The sequence below is a fragment of the Oceanobacillus sp. FSL W7-1304 genome, assembly GCF_037969805.1.
GTDB classification, from domain to species: domain Bacteria; phylum Bacillota; class Bacilli; order Bacillales; family Amphibacillaceae; genus Oceanobacillus; species Oceanobacillus profundus.
Genome location: NZ_CP150211.1, coordinates 2605211 through 2619296 on the forward strand (window position 1 = coordinate 2605211; position 14086 = coordinate 2619296).

Annotated in this window: 6 protein-coding genes, 9 tRNA genes and 4 rRNA genes; all 19 read right to left on the reverse strand. The window is 43.7% G+C overall.

What is annotated here, in order from left to right; all coding sequences use genetic code 11:
* Nucleotides 1-78 precede the first annotated feature (78 nt).
* The 19 genes from radA to rrf (NYE61_RS13335) all read right to left on the reverse strand — a co-directional run bounded on the left by radA (nt 79) and on the right by rrf (NYE61_RS13335) (nt 14065).
* Complete coding sequence (gene radA / locus NYE61_RS13245; RefSeq protein WP_118890037.1) at nt 79-1446, reverse strand: DNA repair protein RadA; 1368 nt, start codon at nt 1444-1446, stop codon at nt 79-81.
* Between the two features lie 348 nt (nt 1447-1794).
* Nucleotides 1795-4224 (reverse strand): ATP-dependent protease ATP-binding subunit ClpC, encoded by a 2430-nt coding sequence (clpC, locus tag NYE61_RS13250; protein ID WP_095313600.1) that lies wholly within the window; start codon nt 4222-4224, stop codon nt 1795-1797.
* A gap of 13 nt (nt 4225-4237) precedes the next feature.
* Entirely contained in the window at nt 4238-5302 is a 1065-nt protein-coding gene (locus NYE61_RS13255) for a protein arginine kinase (RefSeq protein ID WP_095313602.1), read from the reverse strand.
* Nucleotides 5299-5847, reverse strand: coding sequence for a UvrB/UvrC motif-containing protein (locus tag NYE61_RS13260; RefSeq protein ID WP_095313604.1), 549 nt, complete (start codon nt 5845-5847; stop codon nt 5299-5301). The genes NYE61_RS13255 and NYE61_RS13260 overlap by 4 nt, the downstream gene beginning before the upstream one ends.
* 56 nt (nt 5848-5903) lie before the next feature.
* Nucleotides 5904-6371: a CtsR family transcriptional regulator gene (locus tag NYE61_RS13265; protein ID WP_095313606.1), complete on the reverse strand. Its 468-nt coding sequence runs from the start codon at nt 6369-6371 to the stop codon at nt 5904-5906.
* A gap of 190 nt (nt 6372-6561) precedes the next feature.
* A complete protein-coding gene (locus tag NYE61_RS13270; protein WP_240033832.1) occupies nt 6562-7263 on the reverse strand; it encodes an MgtC/SapB family protein in 702 nt (233 codons plus the stop codon).
* A gap of 716 nt (nt 7264-7979) precedes the next feature.
* Nucleotides 7980-8095: ribosomal RNA gene (gene rrf / locus NYE61_RS13275) — 5S ribosomal RNA — on the reverse strand.
* Nucleotides 8096-8213: 118 nt separating this feature from the next.
* Nucleotides 8214-11132: ribosomal RNA gene (locus tag NYE61_RS13280) — 23S ribosomal RNA — on the reverse strand.
* A 202-nt stretch (nt 11133-11334) separates the two neighbouring features.
* A 16S ribosomal RNA gene (locus tag NYE61_RS13285) occupies nt 11335-12896 on the reverse strand.
* Between the two features lie 228 nt (nt 12897-13124).
* A tRNA-Ala gene (locus NYE61_RS13290) sits at nt 13125-13200 on the reverse strand.
* Between the two features lie 17 nt (nt 13201-13217).
* Nucleotides 13218-13294, reverse strand: a tRNA-Pro gene (locus NYE61_RS13295).
* A gap of 3 nt (nt 13295-13297) precedes the next feature.
* Nucleotides 13298-13374 (reverse strand) — tRNA-Arg (locus NYE61_RS13300).
* A gap of 3 nt (nt 13375-13377) precedes the next feature.
* A tRNA-Leu gene (locus tag NYE61_RS13305) sits at nt 13378-13466 on the reverse strand.
* 7 nt (nt 13467-13473) lie between these two features.
* A tRNA-Gly gene (locus tag NYE61_RS13310) sits at nt 13474-13548 on the reverse strand.
* A 22-nt stretch (nt 13549-13570) separates the two neighbouring features.
* Nucleotides 13571-13655: transfer RNA gene (locus NYE61_RS13315), tRNA-Leu, on the reverse strand.
* 3 nt (nt 13656-13658) lie between these two features.
* A tRNA-Lys gene (locus NYE61_RS13320) sits at nt 13659-13734 on the reverse strand.
* Between the two features lie 49 nt (nt 13735-13783).
* Nucleotides 13784-13859 (reverse strand) — tRNA-Thr (locus tag NYE61_RS13325).
* Nucleotides 13860-13862: 3 nt separating this feature from the next.
* Nucleotides 13863-13938, reverse strand: a tRNA-Val gene (locus tag NYE61_RS13330).
* Nucleotides 13939-13949: 11 nt separating this feature from the next.
* Nucleotides 13950-14065, reverse strand: a 5S ribosomal RNA gene (gene rrf / locus NYE61_RS13335).
* Together the 16S, 23S and 5S rRNA genes with 9 tRNA genes alongside form the textbook arrangement of a ribosomal RNA operon.
* Nucleotides 14066-14086 lie beyond the last annotated feature (21 nt).

The window sequence follows — 14086 nt, forward strand, 5'->3', positions numbered from 1 at the left end:
ATAAATGGGCGAAAAAAGCATTGTATTTCACAAATCACAGTATAAATATGTCATTTTTATGATAAAAATCGCTAAGAATCACTGGGCCATCGCTATATCTAATGCTTGTTGTACGGTACGAACCCCATGTACTTGAATTCCTTTCGGGTATGTCCAGCCATCCAAATTGTTTTCCGGACAAATGACACGTTTAAAGCCAAGCTTAGCTGCTTCTTGAACACGCTGTTCGATACGCGACACACGTCTGATCTCCCCAGTAAGCCCAACTTCTCCAATAAATATATCATCTGGATTCGTCGGCTTATCCCGAAAGCTTGAAGCAATGCTTACAGCTAGCGCTAGATCAATTGCAGGTTCATCAAGCTTCACACCACCAGCTACCTTAATGTAGGCATCCTGGTTTTGCAGCATAAGGCCGACACGCTTTTCGAGAACTGCCATCAATAAAGGAACACGGTTATGATCAATTCCTGTGGCCATGCGGCGTGGATTACCGAAGCTAGTTGGAGAAATCAATGCTTGAATTTCAACGAGTACAGGTCTTGTCCCTTCCATCGATGCAACGACAGTAGAGCCTGCTGATCCTTCTGAACGCTCTTCTAGAAAAATCTCCGAAGGGTTCATTACTTCTCGAAGGCCTTCTTCTTTCATCTCAAAAATACCCATTTCATTCGTACTTCCAAAGCGATTCTTCACACCTCGTAATATTCGATACGTATGATGCCTTTCTCCTTCAAAATACAATACGGCATCAACCATATGCTCGAGCAGTCTTGGACCAGCTATCGCCCCTTCTTTCGTCACGTGACCAACTATAAATATCGGAATGCCGTTTGATTTTGCGACCTTCATTAAATCAACAGTACATTCTCGTACTTGTGAAACACTACCAGGAGCACTCGTTACATCTTCCTTAAAAATCGTTTGAATGGAGTCAATTACGACAAATGAGGGGCGAATCTCCTCAATTTGTTTTTGAATATCAAACAAATTCGTTTCAGAAAGGACATATAGCAGATCCTCTTTTACTCCTAGTCGATCAGCACGCAGCTTTGTTTGGCGGATCGATTCCTCACCAGAAACGTACAGAACTGGTAATTGCTTCCCTGCAAGCTGTGAAGAGATTTGTAATAACAAGGTAGATTTGCCAATCCCAGGATCACCACCAATTAAAACAAGCGATCCGAGAACAATACCGCCACCAAGCACACGATTGAATTCCTTCATCGTTGTGGTGATACGCGGTTCTTTCTGTGACTCGATCGAAGTAATCCTTTCTGGCTTACTAACGACATGTGTACCACTTACTTGTTTTCCTCTGACAGTGGTTGCTTCAACTTCTTCCACCATCGTATTCCAATTATTACACCCAGGACATTTGCCCATCCATTTCGCAGATTCATATCCACAATCTTGACAAACATACTTCGTTTTTCGCTTAGCCAAATCACTATCCCCTTCTCTTACTATTGTAAAACATTTTTGGCTCAAATAGGTTACAGCTTCCTATCAATTTATGAAACATATTTCCTTATTTATGCCACAACTGGGTCGTTTAGTACCCTTTCCACTAGAATTGGGTGTTTAAAGTAGGGTAAAGAGGGTTTAGAACACCCCTCAATATGGAAGGAAAAGCTAGAAGATACTGCTCTTCTAGCTTTTTACTTTCTCTTGAATTTATAAAAATTGAATTACCTGGATACCTTTAGTTACCATAACAACGTAAACAGGTCAACATTACGGTGCGCAGTTTTTACCTCACTAACCGGCATTCGCGCTTTTATGCTTTCCTCATTACGAGAGGACGATGAAATCTCCTTTATTATTTAAACCGATTTTTACCTCTTGCCCTTTATCAATTGTTTCTTTCAGCAACTCTTCAGATAGAAGGTCTTCGATATTTTTCTGAATCGATCTGCGCAATGGACGGGCACCGTATTCCGGATCGAACCCTTCATTTGCAACCTTTTCTACCGCTTTATCAGTCAATGATAAATGAATATCTTGATCCTTCAGGCGACGTTGCAATTGTTCGAGCATAAGTGTCACAATATCCTTCATATGCTTCTTCTCTAATGAATGGAATACAATCGTCTCATCAATTCGGTTTAAAAATTCAGGACGAAATGCTTTTTTCAATTCTTCCATTACTTTTGACTTCATATCGCTATATTCTTTTCCTTCATCAGCAATATTAAAGCCAACATATTTATTCCGTTTTAGCTCACTTGCTCCAACGTTGGATGTCATAATAATTACCGTATTACGGAAGTCAACAAGTCTTCCTTTGGAATCTGTTAAACGACCATCCTCAAGCACTTGTAATAAAATATTAAATACTTCAGGGTGTGCTTTTTCAACTTCATCTAAAAGCACGACAGAGTATGGCTTACGTCGCACCTTTTCTGTTAGCTGACCACCTTCCTCATAACCAACATATCCTGGAGGGGATCCAACTAGACGAGACGTCGCATGCCTTTCCATGTATTCAGACATGTCTATACGAATCATCGCATCTTCATCTGCAAACATCACTTCCGCTAAAGCTCGAGCAAGTTCTGTTTTACCAACACCTGTAGGTCCTAGGAAAATAAAGGAGCCAATTGGTCGCTTCGGATCTTTTAAGCCCGCACGCGCTCGGCGAATAGCCTTCGAAATCGCATTTACTGCCTCTCCTTGGCCAATCACACGATTATGCAAGATCTCTTCCATGTTTAAGAGACGCTCACTCTCATCCTTCGTTAGCTTCGCTACAGGTACTCCCGTCCAGATCGATACAACACTTGCAATATCTTCAACAGTAACCTCTGAATCGGTTTGTCCTTGCTTTTCTTTCCATTCATTTTTCGTTTTTTCGAGTTGTTCACGATAACGTTGTTCTGAATCACGTAAAGATGCTGCCTTTTCAAATTCTTGGCTTTGTACAGCAGCGTCTTTTTCTTTTCGTACTTCTTCAAGCTTCTGCTCAAGTTCTTTCAAGTTCGGTGGAACAGTATAAGAGCTCAGGCGTACTTTAGAGCCTGCTTCGTCTATTAAATCAATTGCCTTATCTGGAAGGAACCGATCCGTAATATAACGATCAGAAAGTGTTGCTGCTGCTTCAATTGCTTCATCCGTTATCGTTACACGGTGATGTGCTTCATAGCGATCGCGTAATCCGTGCAGAATCTGGATGGTTTCATCCAATGTTGGTTCATCGACTTGAATCGGTTGGAATCTTCGTTCTAATGCAGCATCTTTTTCAATGTATTTACGATATTCATCAAGTGTTGTTGCACCGATACACTGTAATTCGCCTCGAGCTAGGGATGGCTTTAAAATGTTTGATGCATCAATTGCACCTTCTGCTCCACCAGCGCCAATTAATGTATGAAGTTCATCAATAAATAAAATGATATTTCCAGCTTGGCGGATTTCCTCCATCACCTTTTTCAAACGATCCTCAAATTCACCACGATATTTCGTACCTGCAACAACTGTACCCATATCTAATGTCATCACGCGCTTATCACGAAGGGTTTCTGGAACCTCGTTATCAATAATTTGCTGCGCCAAACCTTCAGCTACAGCCGTTTTACCGACACCTGGCTCACCAATTAATACCGGATTATTTTTCGTACGACGGCTCAACACTTGAATAACCCGTTCGATTTCCTTCGCACGCCCGATTACAGGGTCAATTTTACCCTCTTTTGCGCTAACGGTTAAGTCTCGTGCCAACGAATCTAATGTAGGTGTACTTGCACTCGATTGTTGTCCAGAACGCCCTTGTCTTCCTGCCTGTGATTCATTGCTTCCTAATAGCTGTAACACTTGCTGTCTTGCTTTATTTAAGCTCACACCGAGGTTATTCAATACGCGTGCAGCAACACCTTCACCTTCGCGGATAAGCCCAAGTAAAATATGCTCTGTACCTACGTAAGAGTGGCCTAGCTTTCTTGCCTCATCCTGTGATAACTCAACGACCTTCTTTGCACGTGGGGTATAGTGAATCGATTGCATCGGCTGCTTATCGACACCGATTAATTTTTCTACCTCTTCTTGAATTTTCGAGACTTCAAGGCCTAGGGACTGCAGTGCTTTTGCCGCAATTCCTTCACCTTCACGGACAAGTCCTAATAAAATATGTTCTGTGCCAATATTCTTATGGCCAAGTCGTACTGCTTCTTCTTGTGATAATGCTAATACTTTTTGTGCTCTTTCTGTAAATCGTCCAAACATCATCTGGATTTCCCTCCTAGTTTTCCAATTTTAATCGTTCGCGTATGAGCGATGCACGCAATACATCACGTTCACCTGCATTTAAAGTTCTATTCGCATATTGTTGAAGAAAACCCGGTTGTGTAAGAACCATCAATTCATTTAGTATATTTCCTGATGTATTTTCTATAATACCTAAGTCTATGCCCAATCGCACGTTAGAAATACATTTTGCAGCTTCTTTTGATTCAATTTTCCGGCTATACTGCAGTACACCGTAGGAACGAAAGATACGATCCTCGAGTTCTATACCTGATCGCTTCATAATATAATTTCGTGCGACTCGTTCATGATCGATTAACTGATTCACAACACTCTCTAAGTCCTCTACAATATCTTCCTCAGACTTTCCAAGCGTAATTTGGTTGGATATTTGGAAAATGTTACCAAGCGCTTCACTGCCCTCTCCATAAATCCCTCTAACAACAAGGCCAAGCTGACTAATCGCTGGGATCATTCGATTAATTTGCTTTGTCATCGATAAGGCGGGAAGATGCATCATAACAGACGCTCGCATTCCTGTTCCTACATTTGTTGGACAGCTAGTTAAATAACCTTTTGTTTCATCGTATGCATAATTTACCTTCTCTTCAATCCAATCATCGAAATCAAAAGCTTCTTCCAATGCCTTTTTTAACTGTAAACCAGGAAAATAAAGCTGAATACGAATATGATCCTCTTCATTTATCATGACTGAAACTTGCTCATTTTGTGAAATCATAACAGCAGCATGCTCATCGTGCTTTACTAAATGAGGACTAATTAAATGCTTTTCAACAAGCACGCTTTTTTCTACAGGTGTCAAATCTTTAATTGAGACAAATTCTAAATTCTTATAGTTTTGGAAGGTTTGATGTTCATATTCCTTCTTAAAAAAACTACGAATATCATCCAATTTCTCCTGTTCAGCAAGGATTGGATACGTAACATTTGCAAAGTTCCGTGCTAAGCGAATTCTACTACTCATCACAATATCATTATCAGGCCCTTGTTCGTGCATCCAGGGGCTAAGTGCTTCTTTGATAAAATGCTCTAAGCTCAAGATCCATCACCTGCTTCCGGCTCTTTATCCCCTTTTTCCAATGCTTTTATTTTATCCCGAACTTTTGCAGCTTCTTCAAAAGCTTCTGCTTCAATTAATTGTTGCAACTCTTCTCGATAGCTTTTCAGTTGTTTTTTTAATTGTAAGCCACTTCCAGCACGTTTTGGTATTTTGCCAAAATGCTTCGTATTGCCGGAATGTACTCTACGAAAAATTGGCTCTAGCTTGGAAGCAAAAGACTCATAGCAATGGGCACAGCCAAACTTACCAACTTGCTTAAACTTTGAAAATGTCATTCCACATTTCGAGCATTGCAATTCTTTTACCTGGTTTAATTGATTATCACTCATGCTCGTCATCTTTATCGTGTCAAAATTAAATAAACCAGTTAGTAAATCATGAAGGGAATAGCCTTCCTCTGGATATGTGATATACCCCTTTTTCTTAGCACATGTCTCACACATACTTACTTTAGTTTCTTGTCCATTAATTACCTGTTTTACATGAAGTGTAGCTGGCCGTTCATGACATTCCTGACATTCCAATATCTATTCCCCCTTTACATACAACCTCTTTACAAAATCATCTGTAAAATACTGCTTTACTCACCTGCATACTTTAAGGTTAAAAGCATTTTTGATAGTATACGAGCACGTAATTCATCTCGTAATGGAAGTTTAAAAGCTAATGTCGTACGATCCATTGCACTAAGCATAATCTTTGCCTCGCGCTTTGTAATGATGGCTTCTTCTAATAAACGTTCTAAAACATCAATAGACGATCGCTGGGAAATAGAGCCATCAATCATCTGGATAATTTCATCAATAAGTTCCGACTTATCCTGATGCTTAATTCGCATGATACGAATATAACCTCCACCACCCCGCTTACTTTCTACTATATACCCTTTTTCTACAGTAAAACGCGTATTAATTACATAATTTATTTGCGAGGGAACACACTGAAATTGATCTGCAATTTCACTTCGCTTAATTTCAATTGCATTCTGCCCCTTCGCCTGTAGAACCTTTTTCAGATACTGTTCAATTACATCCGAAATATTGCTCATCTGCCCTACACCTTTCTGTATGAATTATCCAGCACGTTGTCTTTTGACTTTGACTATCTTTGACTATAGTTTCATTATACGCCAAAATGAAGGAGATGCAAACAACTTATGTATATATCTTAGACAAAATTAACAAAAACGAAACCAAAAACCTTCCACAAATTATCTGTGGAAGGTTTTTGAAATGGCATTATTTCGTTAATTCGGAGATGTTTTTTACTCCCTGAAATCGGGAGATCTCTTCAAAAATGGTAATCAGACTCTGTTTATCTTTCCGACCCATTTTTATATAGAATTTCCTTAAGCTGCTTTCTTGCCTTATAATCTCGATATTTGTTATAGAAAATTGCTGTTTTTCGATTACCTCTACTACTTGATTGATTTGAATCGTTTCATCAACAACCAATTCAATAAACGTGGTAGTCCTTGACCTAGGAAATATTCTTTCAATATGATTGAGGAAAATCAGACTGATTAATATAATAAGCGTTGTGAAAATAGCAACACTATACATACCTGATCCTACAACAAGGCCAATTCCAGCTACAGCCCAGATAGAAGCTGCTGTTGTCAGCCCACGGACTGTTCCACCATAAACAATAATCGTTCCTGCTCCAAGGAATCCAATTCCACTAATAACATAAGAGGGGATACGCGCAGGATCAAATCGAATATTATCATTTACTTCATTAAATGTACTAAACCCAAATAGGGACAAAATCATCATTAAACAAGCACCTACACCAACAAGAATATGCGTGCGGAACCCAGCAGAGTGATTATTAATCTCCCGTTCAAAACCAATTAAACCAGATAATACTAATGCAACAAGCAATCTTGTAATAATTAATAAAAAGTCTTCCCCTAATAGCTGATCTGCCCATGATTGCAAAGTTTATCCCCCCTTTAAGAATTACTATCTGTTTCTATATATAAATCGTTTCATCACGATTTTCTAATCTTATATAAGAATTTTTTATGGAAATACCCTTCTCGAGTTTATTCCTTGTTAAAAAGATTGTTAAACCTTTTATTAACTATATGAAAACAATTCATAATGATGAAAGAGATTTTCTGGATAAAATTAAAACAGTAAAACGACTTGCTTTTTCCAAACTTGTATAAGATTTGACACGCTCCTTGAAAAGCTCAAACTTTACCGGATTTTAACTTAGCAAAGATAAAATAAATTGTTTTATGTCGAAAAAAACTAAATAGGAGATTTTAAATGGTATTTCTACAGCATCCTATATATTTCCACACGCAGAACTCCAGTATTATCTCTAGCCACCATGTCTTCAATATATTCACCGTAACTACAATGATCTCTTACAATAAAATCGAATTATTTTATAGGTTTCTAAATCCATTATTCCGGATTCAAGAAACCGCCTTATAGTATCCATCAAGTTCCTACTTTGTGAGTTGCTTCTATTGATATCTATAGAAGATAAAAATAAACGATGATATTGCACTTATTCATTTCAATATCATCGTTATCTATATACATCCTTACCTTATTATTGAAAAAGCTAGCAAGCCATAATTTATTATAGATATACAAAAAGAGTTAAAATACATTATCTGTATTTTAACTCTTTTTCATCTGCCTGGCGGCGTCCTACTCTTGCAGGGGCAAAGCCCCAACTACCATCGGCGCTGAAGAGCTTAACTTCTGTGTTCGGCATGGGAACAGGTGTGGCCTCTTCGCTATTGCTACCAGACAATCCTCAAAAACAAGGACAAGTTTTATTATATGCATTTCCGAATAAAAATGCAAGGTTTTTTTGAATTTATACCTTAAAAACTAAATAAGAGTAAACAAGACATCAAATAAAGAATTTAGTTAAGTCCTCGATCGATTAGTATCCGTAAGCTCCACGTGTCACCACGCTTCCACACCGAACCTATCAACCTCATCGTCTCTGAGGGATCTTACTCACTCGAAGTGATGGGAAGTCTCATCTTGAGGGGGGCTTCATGCTTAGATGCTTTCAGCACTTATCCTTTCCACACGTAGCTACCCAGCGATGCTCCTGGCGGAACAACTGGTACACCAGCGGTGTGTCCATCCCGGTCCTCTCGTACTAAGGACAGCTCCTCTCAAACTTCCAACGCCCACGACGGATAGGGACCGAACTGTCTCACGACGTTCTGAACCCAGCTCGCGTACCGCTTTAATGGGCGAACAGCCCAACCCTTGGGACCGACTACAGCCCCAGGATGCGATGAGCCGACATCGAGGTGCCAAACCTCCCCGTCGATGTGAACTCTTGGGGGAGATAAGCCTGTTATCCCCGGGGTAGCTTTTATCCGTTGAGCGATGGCCCTTCCATGCGGAACCACCGGATCACTAAGCCCGACTTTCGTCCCTGCTCGACTTGTAGGTCTCGCAGTCAAGCTCCCTTGTGCCTTTACACTCTACGAATGATTTCCAACCATTCTGAGGGAACCTTTGGGCGCCTCCGTTACCTTTTGGGAGGCGACCGCCCCAGTCAAACTGCCCGCCTGACACTGTCTCCGAACCGGATCACGGTCCTGGGTTAGAATGTCCATACAGCCAGGGTGGTATCCCACGGATGCCTCCACCGAAGCTAGCGCTCCGGTTTCCAAGGCTCCCACCTATCCTGTACAAGCTGCACAGACATTCAATATCAGGCTACAGTAAAGCTCCACGGGGTCTTTCCGTCCTGTCGCGGGTAATGCGCATCTTCACGCATAGTATAATTTCACCGGGTCTCTCGTTGAGACAGTGCCCAAGTCGTTGCACCTTTCGTGCGGGTCGGAACTTACCCGACAAGGAATTTCGCTACCTTAGGACCGTTATAGTTACGGCCGCCGTTTACTGGGGCTTCGGTTCAAAGCTTCGCCTTGCGGCTAACATTTCCCCTTAACCTTCCAGCACCGGGCAGGTGTCAGCCCCTATACTTCGCCTTTCGGCTTCGCAGAGACCTGTGTTTTTGCTAAACAGTCGCTTGGGCCTATTCACTGCGGCTCCATGTAAATGAAGCACCCCTTCTCCCGAAGTTACGGGGTCATTTTGCCGAGTTCCTTAACGAGAGTTCTCCCGCTCACCTTAGGATTCTCTCCTCGCCTACCTGTGTCGGTTTGCGGTACGGGCACCTATGATCTAACTAGAGGCTTTTCTTGGCAGTGTGAAATCCGGAACTTCGGTACTAAATTTCCCTCCCCATCACAGCTTGAAATTGCCAGACGGATTTGCCTATCTGACTTTCTCACTGCTTGGGCGCACATATCCATCAGTGCGCATTCCTTATCCTACTGCGTCCCCCCATCGCTCAAACAATCATGAGGTGGTACAGGAATATCTACCTGTTGTCCATCGCCTACGCCTTTCGGCCTCGGCTTAGGTCCCGACTAACCCTGAGAGGACGAGCCTTCCTCAGGAAACCTTAGGCATTCGGTGAAAGAGATTCTCACTCTTTTTTCGCTACTCATACCGGCATTCTCACTTCTAAGCGCTCCACCAGTCCTCACGGTCTGACTTCACAGCACTTAGAACGCTCTCCTACCATTGTTCGTAAGAACAATCCGCAGCTTCGGTGATACGTTTAGCCCCGGTACATTTTCGGCGCAGAGTCACTCGACCAGTGAGCTATTACGCACTCTTTAAATGATGGCTGCTTCTAAGCCAACATCCTGGTTGTCTGGGCAACTCCACATCCTTTTCCACTTAACGTATACTTTGGGACCTTAGCTGGCGGTCTGGGCTGTTTCCCTTTCGACTATGAACCTTATCACCCATAGTCTGACTCCCAAGTAAAAGTAACTGGCATTCGGAGTTTGACTGAATTCGGTAACCCGGTGAGGGCCCCTAGTCCAATCAGTGCTCTACCTCCAGTACTCTATTTCTTGAGGCTAGCCCTAAAGCTATTTCGGAGAGAACCAGCTATCTCCGTGTTCGATTGGCATTTCACCCCTACCCACACCTCATCCCCGCATTTTTCAACATACGTGGGTTCGGGCCTCCAGTCAGTGTTACCTGACCTTCACCCTGGACATGGGTAGATCACACGGTTTCGGGTCTACGACCGCATACTCATTCGCCCTATTCAGACTCGCTTTCGCTGCGGCTCCGTGTCTTCCACTTAACCTTGCATACGATCGTAACTCGCCGGTCCATTCTACAAAAGGTACGCCGTTACCCATTAACGGGCTTCGACTACTTGTAGGCACACGGTTTCAGGTTCTATTTCACTCCCCTTCCGGGGTGCTTTTCACCTTTCCCTCACGGTACTGGTTCACTATCGGTCACTAGAGAGTATTTAGCCTTGGGAGATGGTCCTCCCGGATTCCGACGGAATTCCACGTGTTCCGCCGTACTCAGGATACACTCCGGAGGGAATTCTTTTTCAACTACAGGGCTGTTACCTTCTGTGGCTGACCTTTCCAGGTCGATTCATTTAAAGAATTCCTTGGTAACTCCGAGTGGAGTGTCCTACAACCCCAGAAAGCAAGCTTTCTGGTTTGGGCTCTTTCCGTTTCGCTCGCCGCTACTCAGGAAATCGATTTTTCTTTCTCTTCCTCCGGGTACTGAGATGTTTCAGTTCCCCGGGTCTACCTCATGCACCCTATGTATTCAGATGCATGTACTGTTCCATTACGAACAGTGGGTTCCCCCATTCGGAAATCCCCGGATCAAAGTTTACTTACAACTCCCCGAGGCATATCGGTGTTAGTCCCGTCCTTCATCGGCTTCTAGTGCCAAGGCATCCACCGTGCGCCCTTATTCACTTAACTAAGTTACAGTAAATAAGCGTACTAATTTATTAGCCTTGCTTTTATTTAATCCAGCTTTAGCTCCTGAGAACAGTCGCTTCAGCCTTTTACATTAATATTGATGTCGTTGTTACTCTTATTTAGTTTTCAAGGTACAAATAGAGAGATTTACTCTCTCAAAACTGAACCAAACAACCAAGTATGTTTCCGTAATAATCCTTAGAAAGGAGGTGATCCAGCCGCACCTTCCGATACGGCTACCTTGTTACGACTTCACCCCAATCATTAGTCCCACCTTCGGCGGCTGGCTCCAAAAGGTTACCTCACCGACTTCGGGTGTTACCAACTCTCGTGGTGTGACGGGCGGTGTGTACAAGGCCCGGGAACGTATTCACCGCGGCATGCTGATCCGCGATTACTAGCGATTCCGGCTTCATGTAGGCGAGTTGCAGCCTACAATCCGAACTGAGAATGGTTTTATGGGATTGGCTTGACCTCACGGGTTCGCTTCCCTTTGTTCCATCCATTGTAGCACGTGTGTAGCCCAGGTCATAAGGGGCATGATGATTTGACGTCATCCCCACCTTCCTCCGGTTTGTCACCGGCAGTCACCTTAGAGTGCCCAACTGAATGCTGGCAACTAAGATCAAGGGTTGCGCTCGTTGCGGGACTTAACCCAACATCTCACGACACGAGCTGACGACAACCATGCACCACCTGTCACTCTGTCCCCGAAGGGAAAACTCTATCTCTAGAGGTATCAGAGGATGTCAAGACCTGGTAAGGTTCTTCGCGTTGCTTCGAATTAAACCACATGCTCCACCGCTTGTGCGGGCCCCCGTCAATTCTTTTGAGTTTCAGCCTTGCGGCCGTACTCCCCAGGCGGAGTGCTTAATGCGTTAACTTCAGCACTAAGGGGCGGAAACCCCCTAACACCTAGCACTCATCGTTTACGGCGTGGACTACCAGGGTATCTAATCCTGTTCGCTACCCACGCTTTCGCTCCTCAGCGTCAGTTACAGACCAGAGAGTCGCCTTCGCCACTGGTGTTCCTCCACATCTCTACGCATTTCACCGCTACACGTGGAATTCCACTCTCCTCTTCTGTACTCAAGTCCTCCAGTTTCCAATGACCCTCCACGGTTAAGCCGTGGGCTTTCACATCAGACTTAAAAGACCGCCTGCGAGCGCTTTACGCCCAATAATTCCGGACAACGCTTGCCACCTACGTATTACCGCGGCTGCTGGCACGTAGTTAGCCGTGGCTTTCTGGTTAGGTACCGTCAAGGTTGGGTCAGTTACTACCCAACTTGTTCTTCCCTAACAACAGAGTTTTACGATCCGAAAACCTTCATCACTCACGCGGCGTTGCTCCGTCAGACTTTCGTCCATTGCGGAAGATTCCCTACTGCTGCCTCCCGTAGGAGTCTGGGCCGTGTCTCAGTCCCAGTGTGGCCGATCACCCTCTCAGGTCGGCTACGCATCGTCGCCTTGGTGAGCCGTTACCTCACCAACTAGCTAATGCGCCGCGGGCCCATCTGTAAGTGACAGCCGAAACCGTCTTTTATCTTCTCACCATGAGATGAAAAGTGTTATCCGGTATTAGCTCACGTTTCCGCGAGTTATCCCGATCTTACAGGCAGGTTGCCCACGTGTTACTCACCCGTCCGCCGCTCATTCCATAAACATTACCCCGAAGGGTTCTGTTTATTTCCTGCGCTCGACTTGCATGTATTAGGCACGCCGCCAGCGTTCGTCCTGAGCCAAGATCAAACTCTCCATAAAAGTTTGTAATACTTAGCTTTTGTAGAAGCTGACTTCTACTTGTTTTAAAAAGAAAAACGAGTTTCCTTTTTCTTGACATACTGGTTGTTTTGTTCAGTTTTCAAAGAGCAAATTTATTGTCTTTTTTAAAAGCAGCTTTACTAATATATCATATACATCACTATATTGTCAACAATCTTTTAAAATTTTTTAAAAGATTATTTTGTAGTAAGAATCAAACTTTTAAATTGGTGGAGCCTAGCGGGATCGAACCGCTGACCTCCTGCGTGCAAGGCAGGCGCTCTCCCAGCTGAGCTAAGGCCCCGTATGATATAAATAAAATGGTCGGGAAGACAGGATTCGAACCTGCGACCCCTTGGTCCCAAACCAAGTGCTCTACCAAGCTGAGCTACTTCCCGTTATGGCGCGCCCGAGAGGAGTCGAACCCCTAACCTCTTGATCCGTAGTCAAACGCTCTATCCAATTGAGCTACGGGCGCATATGGTGCCGAGGACCGGAATCGAACCGGTACGGTAGTCACCTACCGCAGGATTTTAAGTCCTGTGCGTCTGCCAGTTCCGCCACCCCGGCAAGGGTTTGGAGCGGAAGACGGGATTCGAACCCGCGACCCCCACCTTGGCAAGGTGGTGTTCTACCACTGAACTACTTCCGCGCTTGGCAATGTTTAAATTAAATGGTGCGGGTGAAGGGACTTGAACCCCCACGTCCGAAGACACTAGATCCTAAGTCTAGCGCGTCTGCCAATTCCGCCACACCCGCAAATGGTGAGCCATGAAGGATTCGAACCTTCGACCCTTTGATTAAAAGTCAAATGCTCTACCGACTGAGCTAATGGCTCAAAAATATATATTACATATTATTGATAATTATTATTCACTTATGAAAAGTGGTGCCGGCCAGAGGACTTGAACCCCCAACCTACTGATTACAAGTCAGTTGCTCTACCAATTGAGCTAGGCCGGCAAATGGTGGAGGATGCAGGGCTCGAACCTGCGACCCCCTGCTTGTAAGGCAGGTGCTCTCCCAGCTGAGCTAATCCTCCGATTTATATCTGCCTGGCGGCGTCCTACTCTTGCAGGGGCAAAGCCCCAACTACCATCGGCGCTGAAGAGCTTAACTTCTGTGTTCGGCATGGGAACAGGTGTGGCCTCTTCGCTATTGCTACCAGACAATCCTCAAAAACAAGGACA

Bases quoted from the DNA above. Each gene is read 5' to 3' on its own strand.
- NYE61_RS13265 (WP_095313606.1), bottom strand. From the start codon at position 6,371: ATGAGCAATATTTCGGATGTAATTGAACAGTATCTGAAAAAGGTTCTA.
- clpC (WP_095313600.1), bottom strand. From the start codon at position 4,224: ATGATGTTTGGACGATTTACAGAAAGAGCACAAAAAGTATTAGCATTA.